This window comes from Saccharothrix obliqua (genome assembly GCF_019375475.1).
In the GTDB taxonomy this organism is placed as follows: Bacteria; Actinomycetota; Actinomycetes; order Mycobacteriales; family Pseudonocardiaceae; genus Actinosynnema; species Actinosynnema obliqua.
The window spans coordinates 29,801-48,103 of sequence record NZ_JAHXGQ010000015.1 but is presented as its reverse complement, the minus strand read 5'-3'; the positions used below and the strand labels follow the sequence as shown (position 1 = coordinate 48,103).

The 18,303-nt window shown below is 75.1% G+C and carries 13 protein-coding genes; 5 read left to right on the top strand and 8 right to left on the bottom strand.

Features of this window, described 5'->3' with window-relative positions:
* The first annotated feature begins 2 nt into the window (after nt 1–2).
* Nucleotides 3–842 carry a bifunctional 5,10-methylenetetrahydrofolate dehydrogenase/5,10-methenyltetrahydrofolate cyclohydrolase gene (locus KZQ38_RS32625; RefSeq protein ID WP_219447860.1) on the top strand — a complete coding sequence of 280 codons (840 nt, stop codon included), beginning with the start codon at nt 3–5 and terminating at the stop codon, nt 840–842.
* Between the two features lie 37 nt (nt 843–879).
* Here KZQ38_RS32625 and KZQ38_RS32620 read toward each other — a convergent pair whose 3' ends face one another.
* On the bottom strand, nt 880–2,469 hold the full coding sequence (locus KZQ38_RS32620) for a TlrC/CarA/OleB/SrmB family ABC-F type ribosomal protection protein (protein ID WP_219447859.1): 1,590 nt from the start codon (nt 2,467–2,469) through the stop codon (nt 880–882).
* Nucleotides 2,470–2,915: 446 nt separating this feature from the next.
* On the opposite strand from KZQ38_RS32620, the gene KZQ38_RS32615 reads away from it, so the two are divergent.
* Nucleotides 2,916–3,716, top strand: a complete 801-nt coding sequence (locus KZQ38_RS32615; protein ID WP_219447858.1) for a transglycosylase SLT domain-containing protein — start codon at nt 2,916–2,918, stop codon at nt 3,714–3,716.
* A gap of 18 nt (nt 3,717–3,734) precedes the next feature.
* Here KZQ38_RS32615 and KZQ38_RS32610 read toward each other — a convergent pair whose 3' ends face one another.
* The 5 genes from KZQ38_RS32610 to KZQ38_RS32590 all read right to left on the bottom strand — a co-directional run bounded on the left by KZQ38_RS32610 (nt 3,735) and on the right by KZQ38_RS32590 (nt 12,084).
* Nucleotides 3,735–3,965, bottom strand: coding sequence for a hypothetical protein (locus tag KZQ38_RS32610; protein ID WP_219447857.1), 231 nt, complete (start codon nt 3,963–3,965; stop codon nt 3,735–3,737).
* A 598-nt stretch (nt 3,966–4,563) separates the two neighbouring features.
* On the bottom strand, nt 4,564–7,521 hold the full coding sequence (locus tag KZQ38_RS32605) for an AfsR/SARP family transcriptional regulator (RefSeq protein ID WP_219447856.1): 2,958 nt from the start codon (nt 7,519–7,521) through the stop codon (nt 4,564–4,566).
* Nucleotides 7,522–7,858: 337 nt separating this feature from the next.
* Entirely contained in the window at nt 7,859–8,554 is a 696-nt protein-coding gene (locus tag KZQ38_RS32600; protein WP_219447855.1) for a DJ-1/PfpI family protein, read from the bottom strand.
* Nucleotides 8,555–8,854: 300 nt separating this feature from the next.
* A complete protein-coding gene (locus KZQ38_RS32595; RefSeq protein ID WP_219447854.1) occupies nt 8,855–9,526 on the bottom strand; it encodes a response regulator in 672 nt (223 codons plus the stop codon).
* Nucleotides 9,523–12,084, bottom strand: a complete 2,562-nt coding sequence (locus KZQ38_RS32590) for a DUF4118 domain-containing protein (RefSeq protein WP_308258702.1) — start codon at nt 12,082–12,084, stop codon at nt 9,523–9,525. Before KZQ38_RS32590 ends, KZQ38_RS32595 begins: the two co-directional genes overlap by 4 nt.
* 193 nt (nt 12,085–12,277) lie before the next feature.
* Between KZQ38_RS32590 and KZQ38_RS32585 the strand changes: the two genes are divergently transcribed.
* Nucleotides 12,278–15,037: an AfsR/SARP family transcriptional regulator gene (locus tag KZQ38_RS32585; protein WP_219447852.1), complete on the top strand. Its 2,760-nt coding sequence runs from the start codon at nt 12,278–12,280 to the stop codon at nt 15,035–15,037.
* Between the two features lie 45 nt (nt 15,038–15,082).
* Nucleotides 15,083–16,045, top strand: a complete 963-nt coding sequence (locus tag KZQ38_RS32580) for a hypothetical protein (protein ID WP_219447850.1) — start codon at nt 15,083–15,085, stop codon at nt 16,043–16,045.
* Nucleotides 16,046–16,056: 11 nt separating this feature from the next.
* Here the strand turns inward: KZQ38_RS32580 and KZQ38_RS32575 are convergent, their stop codons facing one another.
* Entirely contained in the window at nt 16,057–16,392 is a 336-nt protein-coding gene (locus KZQ38_RS32575; protein WP_219447848.1) for an ArsR/SmtB family transcription factor, read from the bottom strand.
* 124 nt (nt 16,393–16,516) lie between these two features.
* Here KZQ38_RS32575 and KZQ38_RS32570 point away from each other — a divergent pair, with 124 nt between their 5' ends.
* Nucleotides 16,517–17,653: an MFS transporter gene (locus KZQ38_RS32570; protein WP_308258701.1), complete on the top strand. Its 1,137-nt coding sequence runs from the start codon at nt 16,517–16,519 to the stop codon at nt 17,651–17,653.
* Here KZQ38_RS32570 and KZQ38_RS32565 read toward each other — a convergent pair.
* The gene (locus KZQ38_RS32565) at nt 17,631–18,293 is read right to left on the bottom strand and encodes a GNAT family N-acetyltransferase (protein WP_219447927.1); all 663 of its coding nucleotides are present in this window, start codon (nt 18,291–18,293) and stop codon (nt 17,631–17,633) included. The genes KZQ38_RS32570 and KZQ38_RS32565 overlap by 23 nt on opposite strands.
* Nucleotides 18,294–18,303 lie beyond the last annotated feature (10 nt).

Genomic DNA, 18,303 nt, shown 5'->3' with positions numbered 1-18,303 from the left:
CCATGTCGGCACGCGTTCTCGACGGCACCGCCGTCGCCCGTTCCCTGCTGGCGCGGACCGCCGAGCGGGCCGGCGCGTTCACCGCCGCCGCCGGTCGCACGCCCACCCTGGCCACCGTCCTGGTCGGCGACGACCCCGCGTCGCGGACGTACGTGAAGATGAAGCGCAACCGCTGCGCGGCGGTGGGCATCGGCTCGCGGGCCGTGGAGCTGCCCGCCGAGACCACCACCGAGCGGCTGGTCGCGGAGATCACCGCGTTGTCCACCGACCCGGACGTGGACGGCATCCTGTTGCAGCACCCCGTTCCGGCGCACATCGACGAGCGCGCGGCGTTCGAGGCGATCGCGCCCGGCAAGGACGTCGACGGCGTCACCATGCACAGCTTCGCGGCCATGGCGTTCGGCGAGCCCGGTTTCCACTCGTGCACGCCGGGCGGCATCCTGCGCCTGCTGGACGCCTACGACATCCCGCTGGCCGGCCGCCGGGCCGTGGTGGTGGGCCGCAGCCCGATCCTCGGCAAGCCGGTCGGGATGCTGCTGCTGGCCCGCGACGCGACGGTGACCTACTGCCACTCGCGCACCGCGGACCTGGCGGCGGTGGTGCGGGAGGCGGACGTCGTCGTGGCGGCGGTCGGCAAGCCGGAACTCGTGCGCGGCGAGTGGATCAAGCCGGGCGCGGTGGTGGTCGACGCCGGGTACAACCCGGGGAACGTGGGCGACGTCGAGTACGCGGCGGCGGCCGAGCGGGCGGGTTTCATCACCCCCGTGCCGGGCGGCGTGGGTCCGATGACCGTCGCGCTGCTGCTGGCGCAGACGGTGTCGGCCGCCGAGGCGACCCGCTGAGGACGGAACCCGCGGGGATCCCGTCCTCGGCGGCGGGTCAGGGCGCGGGCGCGCCCCGCTCCAGGGTCAGCACCGAGCCCTCGAAGCGGGCCCTGGTGCGGCGGTCGTGGGTCACCACCACGAGGGCTCCCGGGTAGTCGACCAACGCCGCCTCCAGGTCCTCCACCAGGGCCGGGGACAGGTGGTTGGTCGGCTCGTCCAGCAGCAGCAGGTCGACCGGCTCGGTGACCAGCCGCGCCAGCTCGGTGCGCCGCCGCTGGCCGTAGGACAGCTCGCCCAGCCGCAGACCCAGGTCGCGTGGCGCGAACAGGCCCAGCGACAGCAGCTCGTCCACGTGGTCGTCCGGGTGGCCCCGGCCCTGCGCGAACGCCTCCAGCACGGTCAGCTCGGGCCGCCACGGCGACTCCTCCTGCCGGAGGTGGCCGACCCGCGCCGGGACCGCCACGCGGCCCTCGTCCGGTGGCAGCTCACCGGCCAGGACGCGGACCAGGGTGGTCTTGCCCGCGCCGTTGGGGCCGGTGACCAGCAGCCGCCCGCCGGGGCGGATGACCAGTTCCGGCACGCGCAGGCGGTCGCCCACGCGCACGTCCCGCAGTTCCGCCGCCCAGTCGTGGTCGGCGGAGGTGATGCGGGCCGTGAAGCGGAGCGGGTCGGGTGGCGGCGCCACCGGGTGCGCGGTCAGCCGCGCGACCCGCTCCTTGGCGTTGCGGATGCGGCCCATGGCGCCGTGGCCCCGGCCGCGGGCCCGGAACGGCCCGGCCGCGAACACCGCGAGCGGCAGCTTGCGGGGTATCGCGTCGAGCCGCGCCACGTTGGACTCGGCGAGCCGGCGGTGCCGCGCCAGGTCGGCACGCCACTCCTCGTGCTCCCGCAGCCTGCGGGCGCGTTCGGCGGCCTTGGCGGCCAGGTAGCCGTCGTAGCCGTCGCCGTACCTGGTGACGCGGCCCTCGTCCACCTCCAGGACGGTCGAGGTGACGCGCTCCAGGAACACGCGGTCGTGGGTGATCGCCACGACCGTGCCCCGGTGCCGCACCAGGTGCTGCTCCAGCCACGCCACGGCCTGGTCGTCCAGGTCGTTGGTGGGCTCGTCGAGCAGCAGCAGCTCCGGTTCGGCGGCCAGGGTCGCCGCCAGCGCGAGCCGGGACAGCTCGCCGCCGGACAGCGTGCCCAGCGGGCGGGCGCGGTCCAGGCCGGGCAGGCCGAGGCCGTGCAGGGCGATGTCCACCCTGGTGTCGGCCTCGTAGCCGCCACGCGCCTCGAACCGTTCGACCAGGTCGGCGTAGCGGGCGAGGTCGGTCAGCTCCAGTTCCTCGGCGCGGATGCGGGCCTCCAGTTCCCGCAGGTCGGCCAGCGCGAGGTCGACGGCGTCGGCCACGGTCGCGTGCGGCGGCAGGGCCGTCGTTTGCGGCAGGTAGCCGGTGCCGCCGGGCGCGACCACCGTGATCTCGCCGTGGTCCGGGGCGAGCCGACCGGCGATCAACGCGAGCAGGGTGGACTTGCCCGAGCCGTTGTCGCCGATGACACCGACCTTCTCCCCCGGTTTGACGGTGAGCGTGACGCGGTCGAGGACCACGTGGTCGTCATAGCGCTTGGTGACGTCGTGCAAAGACAGTTGCGCGGTGCGCAAGGCAGGCTCCTGTTCCCGGCCGACAACGGGCCGAGTGGATCGGAAGAGGGGGTGCGGTGAGTGCGCGCCGCGGAGCAGTGCTCAACGCGAACGCGCGTCCGATCACAGGAAGATCAAAGTACCCATACCGCCGACCAGCTTAGGTCGACGGGGCGGTGATCCACAATGTGGTTTCACCCACCTGGGTTACTACTCCAGGTGGAGTAACGAGCACTCCCTCGGGCCGTTGCAACAGCGAGTAGCGCTGCTGTCAACAAACGTGACTAGGGTCACCACTGATGGGCCAACGCTTGCCCCTGTCAGTCACCAGCGGTTACGTTCCCGGCCGCAGATAACGGTTCGATCACCGAGCGAACACGGGTCCGTTTTCCCCCGGACGGCCCCGGACCCGGATCCCCCGCCGGGTCGCGCGGTGGTCGGGCTCCCCGACGCAGGAGGCCCCTCCCTTGGCTCGCCACAGGAAGCCCCGCGGGCAGCAACCGACCGTCTACACGGTCAGCGCGCAGGCCCCGGGATACGTGGGCGCGCACCGCGCCGAACCGGACCGGGCACTGCCCAGGAGGATCTCCGCGGTCGCCGTCGCCGTCGGCGTCGTGACCGGCGCGGGCGGTGCCGCCCACGCGATGACCTCCGGGACGTTCAGCCCCGTCGCGGGCGGCGCGGAACTCGGCGGTCTGCCCGACCCGAACGTCCGGACCGGCAAGGTCGACACCGTGCACGCGATCGACCTCGGCTCGGAGACCGCGCGCATGATCCGCCAGGAGCAGCTGACCGCGCTGCACGCGTTCACCCAGGCCAGCGGCGTCGCGCAGGACGGCTACACGGCTCGCAAGGCGGCCGAGGAGAAGGCCGCCAAGGAGGCCGAGGAGGCCCGCAAGCCGCCGAAGCAGCGGCAGGTCGAGGGCTGGATCCGCGAGGCCATCGCCGTCCTGGCGGCCAACGGCACGCCGATCGACGAGAGCAGCGTCGACGAGATCTGGACGATCATCGACAAGGAGTCCAACGGCAACCCGAACGCCGTGAACAACTGGGACTCCAACGCCGCGCGCGGCACCCCGTCCAAGGGTCTGATGCAGGTCATCGACCCGACCTTCCAGGCGTACCGGCTGGCGGGCCACAGCGACATCTTCAACCCGGTCGACAACATCATCGCGGGCGTCCGCTACACCTACGCCCGGTACGGCGGCTTCGGCAACCACCCGGGCCTGGTGTCCATCAACAACGGCAACGGCTACCGGGGCTACTGAGCCCCGGCACCGGCCCGGTCAGGCGACGGCGGAGCCGACCGGGCCGGCAGTCAGGTGGCGTGCGCAGTTCGGGCAGATCGGCCACTCGCCCCAGAGGTGGTGGCCGCGCTCCGGCGCGGGCAGGCACAGCGCCCGGCACACCGCGCGGTACCGGTCGCCCAGGTGTGCGGAGTGGTGCGCGGGTTCTCCGGCCGGTACCAGGTGACGCTCCTCGGCGAACACGCCGGGCAGCAGACGAGCTGTGGACACGAGTCCTCCCGGTTGGTCCTCGGGGAGGCCGCGGGGGCGCGCGGGACAGGTGTCCCGCGCGATCGCGAACGTTGTGAGAGGCGGCCCTCCCCCCTGGCCCCCCTGGCTGTCGGGCCGCCTCTGGGACCAAGTCTGCTCGACGGACCCTGTGAAACGCTTGAACGAACCTGCAATCCGCAGGTCACGGGGCGTTCGGGGGGTTGGGCGGCGGTGCGGCCCGGTCGTGGCCGCGGGAGGAGCACCTGGCTGGACATTGTGCACGGCCCCGCCGGCGATGTCGCCGCATCGCGCGAGGAATTCCGGGAACCGCCCCGAGCCGCACGCGGATCCACCCGTTCGCCGACCACCGCCGGCGGCGCTCGTCCCACCCGGGCTGCTCCGCTCCGCGACCGGTCCGCCGCGCGGCCGGCCGAGCCGGGCACCACCGCGCCCCGGGCCGGTCCGCGAGCCCAGCAGCCTGTGCGCAGCCCGCTCCCCTCCCCGGTCCGCGAGCCCAGCCGCCCGTGCGCAGCCCGCTCCCCTCCCCGGTGCGCGATTCCCGTCGAGCGGTCGGAATGCGGCTCCCGCGAGCGATCCGCTCGTCAGGCGGTCGAGCGCGTCACGCGCCCGGCTCGTTCGTCGAACCGCCGAGGGCGGTCCGGGCCTGGGCCTCCCGCACGCGGTCCCCGGTGTCGCGGGCGATGTCCAGCGCCTCCGCGTAGTGGGTCGCGGCCTCCGCCCGGTCGCCCAGTGCGGCGTGGGCCCGGCCCAGCGCGAGCAGGGCCGCGGTCTCGCCCGCGCGGTGCCCGTCGTGCCGCGCCTCGGTCAGCGCGCGGGTCAGGTGGTCGAGCGCGGCGGGGTGGTCGCCGAGGGTCAGGTGCACCTCCCCGATGCCGACCAGGGCACGCAGCTCGCCCGCCCGGTCGCCGTTGCGCCGGGCCAGGGCGCACGCGCGGCGGTAGTCGTCCAGCGCGTCCTCGGCCCGGCCGAGCCGGTGCGCCACGTGCGCGAGTTCGCACCGGGCACCCGCCTCGCCGACCCGGTCGCCCGTCGAGCGCGCCAGGTCCAACGCCCGACCCAGGAGTTCCAGCGCCCGCGCGTCCTCGCCCGCCCGCCGGTGCGCCGCGCCGAGGTTGGTCAACGCCGCCACCTCACCCGCCCGGTCACCCAGCTCGCGGGCGATGGCCAGCGCCTCCCCGTTCGCCGCCGCCGCGGCGGCGGTCCGCCCGGCGAGGCCGTGCAGCAGGCCCAGCTCGCGCAAGGCCGCCGCGACCCGTGCGCGCTCGCCGAGGTCGGTAAAGATCTCCCGGGCCCGCTCGTACCCGCGCAGCGCCTGGTCGTGGTGCCCGAGGCGCAGGTGGTCCGCGCCCAGGCGCTGCCACGTCGCGCCCTCCTCGGCCCGGTCGCCGGCCGCGGACAGGGCCCACGTGTCGACGGTCAACGCGTCCGCCACGTGGTTGCGCAGGTGCAGGTAGTGGTGCAGGACCGGGGCGACGTCCCGCGGCTGGGTGCTGAGCAGCACGTTGACGCGCTCGGCGTCCAACCACGCCAGGGCACGGGCGTGGGCGGCCGGGTCCGCTTCGTGCGGGGCGAGCCCGCGCACGGCCGCGCGGGCGGCGGTCAGGTAGTGGTGGGCGAGCCTGCGCGCGGCGCGGAACCGGTCGGCCTCCGCCTCGTTGCGGTGCGCGGCGTCGCGGGCGAACTCGCGCACCAGGTCGTGGAACCGGTAGCGGCCCGCGCGGGGCTGGCCGACCAGGTGCACGTCCACCAGGTTCTCCAGCAGGCGTTCGGCGGTGGCCGGGTCGCGGTCGGCCAGCGCGGCGGCGGCCGGCGCGTCGAAATCGGGACCGGGGTGCAGGCCGAGCAACCGGAACAGCCGCCGCTGCTCGACGGTGAGGTTCTCGTAGGACAGGGCGAACGCGGCGGCCACCCCGTCCAGCCGGTCGCGGCGCAGCCGGTCGGTCAGGTGGGCGACCGTCCACGCCGGACGCGTGCCGAGGCGGGCGGCGGCGAGGCGGATCGCGAGCGGCAGCCGGCCGCACAGCTCGACCGCCTCGGCGACCGGGCCGGGTTCGTCGGCGGCCCGCCCGTCGGCCACGATCCGGCCGAACAGCTCGACCGCGTGCTCCTCGGGCAGCACGTCCACCGACAGCGTCCGCGCCGCCGCCAGCTCCACCAGCCGCCGCCTGCTGGTGACCAGCGTGAGGCTGCGGCCGGAACCGGGCAGCAGGGGTCGGACCTGCTCGGCGTCGGCGGCGTCGTCCAGCACGACCAGCGCCGTCCGCTCGGCGAGTTCGGCACGCCACAGCCCGGCCCGCGCGTCCGGGTCCGCCGGTATCCGCTCGGCGGGCACGCCCAGCGCGCGCAGCAGCACGTCCAGGGCTGCGGCCGGGTCGACCGGCGCGTGACCGGCGGCGTGCCCGCGCAGGTCCACGTAGAGCTGGGCGTCGGGGTAACGCCCGGCGAGCCGGTGGGCGGCGTGCACGGCCAACGCGGACTTGCCGACACCGGGCGGCCCGTCGACCACCCACACGGCGGCCTCACCGCGACCACGCCACGCCGACCGGGCGGGTGCGGGCACGACGCGTGCCCACGCCTCGCGCGCCGGTACGACGCTCGACGCCGCCCGGTCCGCCGCGGGCGCGTGGCCGACCAGCCCGACCGCCGCCGCGACCGCCACGGCCGGTTCGCGTGCCTGCTCGGCGGTGCGCGGCGCCGGGGCGTCGCCGAGCAGCAGCGCCAGCTCCGGTTCCCGGCCGGTGAAGTCCGCCACGTCCCGGGGCAGCGTGTTGCGCGACCTCGGCCGGGCCGGTCGGGCGGCCAGGTCGGCGTCACCACGCAGGATGCGCTCGTACAGGGCCTGGATCTCGTCGCCCGGGTCGACGCCCAGTTCGTCGGCCAGCCGGCGGCGGGTGGCGTGGTAGACGTCCAGCGCCGCGGCCCGGCTGCCCGAGCGGTGCAGGGCGAGCATGAGCAGCGCGGCCACGCGCTCGTGCAGCGGGTGGGCGGCGGCCAGGCGGGTGAGCTGCGCCAGCGACTCCGCGCCGCGACCCTGGTCCAGGCCGGTCCGGGCGTGCAGCACCTGCGCGCTGAGGTGGCGCTCGCGCAGCCGCCGCCGCTCGGCTTCGAGCAGGGGCCCGCCCAGGCCGCTGAACGGCTCGCCGCGCCACAGCGCCAGCGCGGCCTCGACGTGCTCGGCGCTGCCCGGCACGTCGTGGTCGCGGTAGCGGGCGTGCGCCTCGTCCAGGTGCCGGTCGAACACCACCACGTCCAGGCCGGCCGGGTCGCCCTGGAGCAGGTAACCGCCGTCGGTGAGCACCAGCGGCTCCGGGTGCTGCGGCACCCGCAGGACCCGGCGCAACCGGCTGACGTAGGTCTGCACGGCGTTGCGCGCGTCCCGGGGTCCGCGCTCGCCCCACACGCCGTCCACGATGCGGCTCAGCGGGACCGGCCGGTTCAGCTCCAGCAGCAGGACGCCCAGCACGGCCTGCTGCTTCGCCCAGCCGAGTTCGATCCGGCGGTCGTCCCGCCACGCCGTGAGCGGACCCAGGGCGGCGTAGCGGATACCTGACAACAAGCGGAGCCTCCCCGCAGCCGAGCCGCCCGGTCCAGGCCGAACAGCGTAGTCGTCCTTGCTGCGGCAGGTCCAGCACAACTCGGCCCTGACCAGGTACTAAGGCGTCGTGACAGTGCGGCTTGGGCCGTCCGGCGCACACTTGGCGTTGTTCGTCGGCGCGCCGCGCGCGGTCCGACCGGAGGTCGGCCGACGCCCGAGGGGGGAGCCCTCGGCCGGTGCCCGGTCGACGACCGCCGTCGCCTCGGCGGTCGTGCCGACCGCGCCGCTCGCCGCGGACCCGGAGGCGGTCGCCGTGGCTGTGCCGGCGCTGGCCACGGCCGACCCTCCGGTCATCTTCCTAAGCGCGCCAGACGGTTCCCCGCCGCTCGTACTCCAGCACGGTCTCCACGCGCTGGGTGAACTTCGCGCCGAGGAACCGCTCCAACACCCACAACGAGGCGTCCAACCCGGATGTGATGCCGCCCGCCGTGACGAGCGTGCCGTCGTCCACCACGCGGGCGTCGACCACGTCCGCGCCCTGCGCCTTCAGGTCGGCCTTGGCGCCGTGGTGGGTGGTGGCCGGCCGTCCCCGCGTCAGGCCCGCCGCCGACAACACCATCACGCCGGTGCAGATGCCGACCGGCAACGCGCGTGAATCGGCCAGGCGGCGCAGGAAGGCGCGGTCCGCGATCAACCGGTGCACGCCCGGCCCGGCCCGGTCGGTGTAACCGCCGCCCGGCACCACCAGCACGTCCGCCGCGCGTGGCGACCAGCCCTCCGCGACCTCGACGCGCGTGCCGTACGCACAGGTCACCGTGCCGGGGCCGGTGGCGTTGACCAGGGTGGTGCGCACCGCGCCGCCCATCTTCCCGGCCAGGCCGAACACGTCCACGGGAGCCGCGAAGTCCTGCTCCTCCACCCCGTCGAACAGCAGGACGTGCACCCGCAGCGGACGGTCCGCGGTCGGCGCGGCCTCCGCGTGACCCGCGGCGAGCAACGCCCCCGCACCGCCGGCCGACAACGCCGAGGCACGCAGGAAAGTGCGTCGTTCCATCGGTTCCTCCCAGTTCCGCGCCCCGCGGACAACGGGCCGCCGCCGATCCAGTCGGCCCACGCGGGACCGCGGTTCCCGACCACGAACGGGCGAGTTGCCGGACTGCCGGGAACCAGCCGAGTGCCGAGGCCGACCACTGGACGCGGTGCTCACGCCGGGCCGGTCCCACCTCACGAGGCCCACCGGCCCGGCGTCCCACCCGCTCCGCGCTCACGTGTCCCGCACCGGACTCCGCCGCTCCGGCAGCGCACCGCCCGGCCCGGCGAGCGGTATCCCCGCGGGGCCGGCGGCACGGCTCGGTCAGGCTCGGAACAGGTAGCCGCGGCCCGGGTGGGTGAGCAGGTGGCGTGGGCGGGAGGGGTCGGGTTCGAGTTTCCGGCGCAGCTGCACCAGGTACACGCGCGGGTAGTGGGTGGCCGACTCGTGGCCCGCGCCCCACACGCGGGTCAGCAGTTCGCGTGCGCCCACCGGCTCGCCGCCCGCCCGGATCAGCACCTCCAGCAGGCTCCACTCGGTGGGCGTGAGGTGGACGTCCGCACCGTCGCGCCGCACCCGCTTCGCGAGCAGGTCCACCGTGAACGACGCGGTCCGCACCGGCGGCTCGCCGTTCGGCCCGCGCCGGGTGCGCCGCACCGCCGCCCGCAGCCGCGCCAGGAACTCGTCCATCCCGAACGGCTTGGTCACGTAGTCGTCGGCGCCCGCGTCCAGCGCCGCCACCTTGTCCACCGACCCGGTCCGCCCCGACAACACCACGATCGGCGTCGTCGCGCGGGCCCGCAGGCCGGCGATCACCGCCACCCCGTCCATGTCCGGCAGCCCCAGGTCGAGCACGATCACGTCCGGCTCCCCGGCGACCCGCAACGCCGTCGCCCCGTCCCCCGCCGTGAGGACGTCATAGCCGTGCGCGGACAGGTTGATCCGTAACGCCCGCACGATCTGCGGGTCGTCATCCACGACCAACACGGTGGTCACGCGACCGCCACCTCCGCCACGGGCAGCGACACGACGATCGTCAGCCCACCACCGGGGGTGTCCTCGGCAGCGATCGCGCCACCCATCGCGTCCACGAACCCCTTCGCCACGCTCAACCCCAGGCCGACCCCCGGTGTCGCGTCACGATCACCCAGCCGCTGGAACGGCGCGAACACCGCTTCCGCCGTGTTCTTCGGCAGTCCCTTCCCGTGGTCGACCACGCGCAGCTCCACGCGATCCCCGTGCGCGCTCGCCCGAACCGCCACCTCCGGTTCGTCGGCGGTGATCGCGCCATCGCCGTCCACATCCACCCGACGGCGCGGCGACAACCTGCCGTGCCGCAACGCGTTGTCGACCAGGTTGGCCACCACCCGCTCCATCAACCCCACATCGGCCAGCACGGCGGGCAACTGCTCGCCCACGTCCACCGCCACCAGCCGGCGGTCGTCGACACCCGCCAGCGCCCGCGCCACCACCTCGTCGAACGTGACGGCACGCAGCAGCGGCCGGACCGCGCCGGTCGCCAGGCGGGACGAGTCGAGCAGGTTGTCCACCAACCCGGTCAGCCGGTCGGCGGACACCTCGACCGTCTCCAGCAGCTCGTCGGTGTCCATCGGGGACAACCGCAGCTCGGGATCGCGCAGGCTGCCGATCGCCGCCTTGATCGACGTGAGCGGCGTGCGCAGGTCGTGCCCCACCGCGGACAGCAGGGCGGTGCGCAGCTCGGTCGCCTCCGCGCGGCGTTGCGCCTCGGCGGTCTCGGCGGCCATCCGCTGCTGCCGCAACGCCATCAGCGCCTGCCCGGCGGCGGCCTCCAGGGCGCGCTGGTCGCCGGCGGGCAGCGCCCGGCCGCGCAACGCCAGGTGCACGTCCGAGGTGACCGGCACGTCCACGTCCGCCTCGTCCGGCTCGTCGCACGGGCGCGGGCCGACGCACGCCACCCGCTCCCACTCCCCCGCGCGCCGCTCCAGCAACGCCACCGACTCCAGCCCGAAGTTCTCCCGCACCTTCTCCAGCAACCGGTCCAGCGGGTACGGGCTGGTCAGCACGGTGCGCGCGTAGGAGGCGAGCAACGCGGCCTCGGTGCGGGCCCGCGCGCCCTGCTCCGCCAGCCGCGCCGCGCGGTCCACCACCAACGCCACCAGCGCCGCCACGGTGAGCATCGCGACCAGCGTCACGAGGTTCTCCGGCGTCGCCACGGCGAGGCTGTAGTACGGCGGCGTGAAGAAGTAGTTGAGCAGGCCCGCGCCGATCAACGCCGCGCCGACCGCGGGCCCGAGCCCGCCGATCAACGCCACCACCACCGTCACCAGGAAGAACCCGAGCAGGTCGGTGGAGAACGTCAGCTCGTCGCGGGACAACGCGCCCAGCCAGGTGACGGCGGCCGGCAGCACCACCGCCAACACCCAGCCGAGCACCACGCGACCGCCGTCGAGCGGGCTGCGCGCCACCTTCCACCGCACGCCGCGCCGCGCCTCGTCGTGGGTGACCATGTGCACGTCGATCGGCCCGGACGACTGGATCACCGACGCGCCGATGCCCTCGTCGAACACCCGCGCCAGGCGGGATCGGCGGGACGTGCCCAGCACCAGCTGGGTGGCGTTGACGCCACGCGCGAACTCCAGCAACGCGGTCGGCACGTCGTCGCCCACCACGGTGTGGAACGTCGCGCCGACGTCCTCGGTCACCTTGCGCAGCTTGGCCACGACCCCGGGCGACGCGCCGGTCAGCCCGTCACCCCGCATGACGTGCACGACCAGCAGGTCCGCGCCCGCGCGCACCGCGATCCGCCGGGCGCGGCGGATCAGCGTCTCGCTCTCCGGGCCGCCGGTGATGGCGGCGACCACCCGTTCACGCGTCTCCCACGTGTCGGTGATCCGCTGCTCGGTGCGGTAGCGCTGCAAGGCCACGTCGACCTGGTCGGCCACCCACAGCAGCGCCAGCTCGCGCAACGCGGTCAGGTTGCCGAGCCGGAAGTAGTTGCCCAGCGCCGCGTCGATCTTGTGCGCGGCGTACACGTTGCCGTGCGCGAGCCTGCGCCGCAGCGCCTCGGGCGTGATGTCGACCAGCTCGACCTGCTCGGCGCGACGCACCACCTCGTCCGGCACGGTCTCCCGCTGCGGCACGCCGGTGATCCGCCGGACCACGTCGTTGAGCGATTCGAGGTGCTGGACGTTGACCGTCGAGAGCACGTCGATGCCCGCGTCCAGCAGCCGCTCCACGTCCTCCCACCGCTTGGCGTTGCGGGAGCCGGGCACGTTGGTGTGCGCCAGCTCGTCGACCACGGCGACCTCCGGCGCACGGGCGATCAACGCGTCGACATCCATCTCCGTGAACTCCACCCCGCGGTGCACGAGGCGCCGCCGGGGCACCTCCTCCAGGCCCGCCAGCAACTGCGCGGTCTTCTCCCGGCCGTGGGTCTCCACCAGCCCGACGACCACGTCCGTGCCCCGCTCCCGCCGGCGGTGCGCCTCGCCGAGCATCGCGAACGTCTTGCCCACACCGGGTGCGGCACCGAGGTAGATCCGCAATTCGCCCCGTTTTCGCTCACCTTCCACCCGACCAGTGTGCGCGCCACCCCGAACCTCGCCGCCGTGACCATCAAGACCCGTCAGGAACGCGTAAACAGCGGTATCCGAGGCTTGCCCGGGACGCTCTTCGGGATCGGGACCACCACTTCGAGCGATGGTTGCGGCACGCCCACCGCGCTAGCCTCGAATCCGCAGGTGGGGGCAGTCCTCGGGGGGCGCGGTGGGTGTGGAGTTCGCCCTGCTCGGCGACGTCCGCGTCCGGGTCGACGGACGTGACCTGGACATCGGGCACGCCCGCCAGCGAGCCGTGCTCGCCGTCCTGCTGATCGAGGCCGATCGGACCGTGACCGCCGACCAGCTCGTGGACCGGGTGTGGGGTGAGCGGGCACCCGGGCGGGCCCGGCACGTGCTCTACAGCTACGTCAGCCGGCTCCGGGCCGCCCTGCGGGACGTCGCGGGTTTCGACATCGCGCGCCGGGGCGGCGGGTACGAACTGCGCGTCGACCACGACACCGTCGACCTGCACCGGTTCCGCGGCCTGCTCGACCGGGCACGCGCGGCGGACGGGCGGCACGCGTTGGACCTGTACGACCGAGCGCTGCGGCTGTGGCGCGGCACGCCCTTCGAGCAGCAGGACAGCCCGTGGCTGGCATCGGTGCGCGACCGGCTCGTGGCGGAGCGGTTCACCGCCGAGGTCCAGCGGCACGAGGTCGCGCTGGACCTCGGTATGCACGCCGAGCTGCTGGCCGAGCTGTCCACCGCGACCGAGGCGAACCCGTTCGACGAACGGCTCGCCGCACAACACGTGCTCACCCTGTACCGGTGCGGGCGGCGGGCGGAGGCGTTGACGCGGTACCGCGCGTTCCGCGACCGGCTCGTGGCGGAGGTCGGCGTCGAGCCGGGCGAGCGACTGCGACTCCTGCACCAGCAGGTGCTCGCTTCCGAGGTGCCCCAACCCCCTGCCGCGCGGCGGGAGGGGCCTCGGCAGCTGCCGGCGACGTCACCGTGGTTCGTCTCCCGCACCCGGGAACTGGCACTGCTGGACGACGCGCGCGACGCCGCCGCGGGCATCGTCGTGGTGACGGGCACCGGCGGGTCGGGCAAGACCTCGCTGGCACTGCACTGGGCGCACCGCGAAGCGGGGTCCTTCCCGGACGGGCAGCTGTACGCGGACCTGCGCGGGTTCGACCGGGTGGGCCGGCCGGCGTGCCCGGTGGAGGTCCTCCAGGATTTCCTGGAGGCGTTGGGCGTGCCGGCGGAGCAGGTCCCGTCCGGGGTGGACGCGCGTGCCGCGCGGTACCGCGGCCTGCTGGCGGACCGGCGGGTGCTGGTGGTGCTGGACAACGCCTACGACGCCGAGCAGGTCAGGCCGCTCCTGCCGGGCGGCGCGAACTGCCTCGCGGTGATCACCAGTCGGGACCGGCTCTCCTGCCTGGTCACCCGGGAGGGCGCGGTGCCCGTCCCGCTGTCCGTGCTCGACGAGCCGGGAGCGGTGGCCCTGCTCGCCAGGCGGCTGGGCCCGGACCGGGTCGCCGCCGAACCGGAGGCGGTGGCACGGCTGGTCGCGCACTCCGCCCGGCTGCCGCTGGCCCTGGCGGTGATGGCGGGTCGCGCGGTGGGCAACCCGGCGTTCCCGCTCGCCGCGCTGGCCGGTGAACTGCGTGACGAACGAGCACGGCTGGACGTGCTGGAGGCGGACGGCTCGACCTCCGGCGTGCGCGCGGTGTTCTCGTGGTCGTACCGCACGCTGAGCCCCGACGCGGCCCGCCTGTTCCGCTTGCTGGGCCTGCACCCCGGCCCCGACGCGGACCTGTTCGCCGCGGCCTCGCTGGCCGGCGTCGAGGTGTCGCGCGGCCGGGTCCTGCTGGGCGAGCTGACGCGGGCGCACCTCGTGGACGAACACCGCCCCGGCCGCTTCCGCTCGCACGACCTGCTCCGCGCGTACGCGGCCGAGCTGGCCGAGGCCGAGGACGACGCGGAGGACCGGCGGACCGCGTTGCTCCGGTGCCTCGACTTCTACCTGCACACCGGGTTCGCCGCGGAACGGCACCTGGCACCGCACTGGCCGCCGATCACACTCGCGGCGGCGCAGGACCACGTCGCCCACGTGCCCATCGCCGACTACGACCGGGCCGTGGAGTGGTTCACCGCGGAGCACGACACGCTCCTGGCCGCGACGGCGGCCGCCACCCGCGCGCGGCTGGACGTGCACGCGTGGCAGCTGCCATGGGTGCTCAGCACGTACCTGAGCAGGCGGGGGCACTGGGTGCACCGGGCCGAGACCCAGCGCACGGCGCTCCAGGCCGCCGACCGCCTCGACGACGACGCGGCCCGCGCCTCCTGCCACCACCTGCTCGGCCGGGCCGAGATCCTGCTGGGCCACCAGGACGAAGCCCTGGACCACCTGCACCACGCACTCGACCTCTACGTGCGCATCGGCGACACCACAGGTACGGCCGTCACCCACTTCTCCCTCAGCTCGGCCTACGACTTGCGTCAACGCCACCCGATCGCGCTCCGGCACGCCCGCACGGCGTTGCGGCTGTGCCGTGAGGCGGGCGACCACGTGTGGGAGGCGTTCACCCTCACCGCCATCGGCTGGTACCACGGCAAAGCGGGGCGGTACGCGGAAGCCCTCGCCCACTGCTCCGAGGCGGAACCGCTGCTGGACCGGATCGGGGACCGGGACGGCAGGGCGCACAACCTCCACTGCCTCGGGGGCGCGCACCAGGGCCTCGGTCAGCACGCCGAGGCCGCGCGGTGTTACCGGGACGCGGTGGTCCTGTTCCGCGAACTGGGCAACCCCTACCTGGAGGCCAAGAGCCTCGACCACCTCGGCGACGCGTTGCGGGCGGCGGGCGACCGGCCCGCGGCGTGCCGGGCGTGGACCCGGGCGCTCGACGTCCTGCGACCGCTCGACCACCCCGACGCCGGCGGGATCGAGTCGAAGCTCCTCGACACCGGCGTGACCGCCGATTGACCGGAACCGGGCACGTCGAACGGCCCGCCGCCATAGCATCTGCCGGTGAACGCAAGATCGCGCTTGGTCTGGGTGGCGATGGCCGCGGTGTTGTCCGCGTGCGCCACGACAACGGGAACACCGGTCGGCAGCACGACCTCCGCCACCGAGCCGGTCGGCGGTCTGCTCGGCGCGTTGGCGAAGGTGCGCGCCACGGAGCAGACGGCGGCCTTGGTGGAGTACGGCGACGTGGCCGCCGTGCGCGACCTGATGGCATCCGACGAGCGCTTCCGCACCCTGGCCGGTTTCGGCTACTCCGACATCGCCACCGCCGCGACGCAACTCGCCGAGCAGGTGGGGATCGACCCGCGTGCGGCGGGTGAGGCGGTGCGCGTCGGCCGGCCGCCGACGTGGGCCGGTGTGCTGCGGGTGGAGGTCGACGTCGCCGCGGTCAACGGGAGGTTCGACGGCTTCGGCGCGAAGCGCGCCGACGAGGCGGGCGCGACCACGTGGATCACGGCCGGGGACGACGAGGTCGAGTCGACCGGTCCGTTCGCGCGGATGGGCGTGGTGTCGGGCTTCAACAAGGTGCGGGTGGCGGCGGACTCGGTCGCGTACGCGCCGTCCGGTCGCGCGTTGACGTGGGTGGTGGACGCGGGCGGGTCGACGCTCGCCGGGCACGAGGTGGTCGGGGCACTGGCCGCGTGCCTGGGTGACGTGGTGGCGGCCGTGCTGACCACCACCCCGACGCCGCTCGCGGCGGGTGTGCGGCGGTCCGGCGAGGAGGTGGCGTGCGCGACCACCGACGACCCGGCCGCGGCCAGGGGTCGGGTGGGCGCGAAGGTGTCGTCACCGACCGCGCCCCGCGGCGGCCGGCCGTGGACCGCGGTCCTGCCCGACGCGCGGGTGGAGGTGCCGACCGACCGGGCGGGTGTGGTGCGGGTCGTCGCGCCGACCGCGCCCGGCGTGCCGGTGGGCCGGGTGGTGCAGGCGCTCCAGCGCAACGAGTTGGCCGCGTTGTTCTCCTGACGGGGCGGGCGTCACCCGGGCACGGGCACCGCGCCGACCACCGCGTCCAGCAGGCCGGGGAACCGGGCGTCCAGGTCGTCGCGGCGCAGGGTGTTGAGCCGGCGGACGCCCTCGTCGCGCTGGCGCACCACACCCGCCTCGCGCAACACCTTGAAGTGGCCGCTGCGCGTCGACTTGCCGACCGGCAGGTCGAAGGCGCCGCAGGCGATCTCCTCACCGGGTCCCAGTTCGGCCAGGCGCAGCACGATCGCCAGCCGGACCGGGTCGCCGAGCGCGGCCAGCACGGTGTCCAACCGCAGGTCGGCACGCGCGGGGTGGACTAGCTCGGTGGCGGTGCGGCTGGCCATGTGCCCATGGTATCCGCGGCTATGTTCGGCGTTCACGAACATATGTTATGTTCGCCCTCGCCGAACATACCGGGGGGTTCTCGTGCAGCTCGGAAATCGAGCGCGGACATGGCGGTTCCGCGGCGTGGCCTACGCGTTGCTCGTCCTGCTGACCGGGACCAACCTGGCGACCCCGCTCTACCGCGGCTACCAGGAGCGGTTCGGGATCTCGCCGCTCGTCGTGACGCTGGTGTTCGCCGCGTACGTCGCCGTTCTCATCCCGTGCCTGCTCACGGCCGGGCCGTTGGCGGACGCGGTCGGCCGCCGCGCCGTGCTGACGGCCGCCGCGGTCCTGGCCGCGCTGGGCGCGTTGTCCTTCGCGCTCGCCACCGGCACGGCGTGGCTGGTCGCGGGGCGGGTCGCGCAGGGCGTCGCGCTCGGCGCGGCCACCGGCCCGCTGACCGCGGCCCTGGTCGAACTCGAACCGACCGGCAGCCGCCGGCGCGCCGCGCTCGTGTCCACCACCGCCTCCGTCGGCGGGCTCGGCCTGGGACCGCTGCTCGGCGGCCTGCTCGCCGAACACGGTCCCGCGCCCCGCGTGCTGCCGTTCGCGGTGGAGATCGCGCTGCTGGCGCCCGTCGCCGCGGCGGTCCTCGCGCTGCCCGCCACCCGCGCGCCCGCCCGCCGACGCGCGAGCCGCCCCGGGGTGCCGGCCGAGGTGCGGTCGGTGTTCGCCACCAGCGGCGCGGTCGCGTTCCTCGCGTTCGCCGTGATGGGGTTGTTCCTCACGCTGGTGCCCGGCTACGTGGCGACGCTGACCGGCAGCGGTGACCTCCTGCTCGCCGGCGCGGCGACCGCCCTGCTCCCCGCGTCCTCGGCGGTCGCGCAGCTCGTCGGGTACGGCCGGGCCGCGCGGTCGCTGGAGGTGCTGGGCCTGCCGCTGCTGGCCGGCGGCCTCGGCCTGCTGGCACTCGCCGGCGCGTTGTCGTCGTTGGTCGTCCTGCTGCTCGCCACGGCCATCGCGGGCGTCGGCCAGGGCCTCGCGTTCCTCGGCGCGCAGACCGCCGTCAACCAGGCCGCGCCCGCCGACCGCCGCGCGGCGGTGCAGTCCGCGTTCTACGTGATCGTCTACCTCGGCGTGGGCGTGCCGGTGGTGGGCGTCGGCTTCCTGGCGACCGCCATCGGTCCGGTGACGTCCGTGCAGTGGTTCGCGGCGGTTGTCGCGCTGCTGTCCCTCGCCGTGCTCGCGGTGCGGGCGGTCAGGACGCCGACCGCGAGTTGACCGCCATCACCACGGACCACCGGGTGGTCCACCCCAGCGCCGTGTAGAGGCGTTCGCCGTCCGGGCTCGCCAGCAGCACCCCGGTGCGCGCGCCGCGCTCGACCGCCGCCGCCGCCAGCGCGCCCATCACCGCCGCGCCCAGCCCGCGCCGCCGGTGGGCGCCGGCGGTCTCGATCCGGTCCGGCACGGCGTCCGCGCCGGCCAGACCGGCGAGGCCGCTCGCCGCGAGGTCACCCGACCCGTCCCACACCTCGACCCGCACCACGTCGTCGTCCACCACCGAGGTGACCCGGTACGGCGCGGGCGCCGGGCGGACCGGGTGGTCGGCCAGCGGCCGGGTCATCAGGAACTCCCGGACCGGCCGCACGACCAGCCCCTCCGCCGCCAGCACCCCGGCCACCTCGTCCGGGCGGTTGGTCGGCGCGGTCAGCCACGTCGACTCGCCGTGCCCGGCGACCTCGCGCGCCAACGCGCGCACCGACGCCGGGTCGTCGTCGGCCGCCAGCGCGAACACCTCCCGCTCCCGACCGGGCAGGCCGAGCCGGAAGTGCAGGCCGCCACGCGCGTCCTCGGGCGCGGCCCAGCCCCGACACGCGCTCCAGCCGCGCTGCCAGCGCCGCACCAGGTCGTCCGAGCCCATCACGGTCCTC

Coding starts and splice junctions, on each gene's coding strand:
- KZQ38_RS32565 (WP_219447927.1), bottom strand. CDS start 18,293: ATGGGCTCGGACGACCTGGTGCGGCGCTGGCAGCGCGGCTGGAGCGCG.
- KZQ38_RS32575 (WP_219447848.1), bottom strand. CDS start 16,392: ATGGCCAGCCGCACCGCCACCGAGCTAGTCCACCCCGCGCGTGCCGAC.
- KZQ38_RS32625 (WP_219447860.1), top strand. CDS start 3: ATGTCGGCACGCGTTCTCGACGGCACCGCCGTCGCCCGTTCCCTGCTG.
- KZQ38_RS32600 (WP_219447855.1), bottom strand. CDS start 8,554: ATGGAACGACGCACTTTCCTGCGTGCCTCGGCGTTGTCGGCCGGCGGT.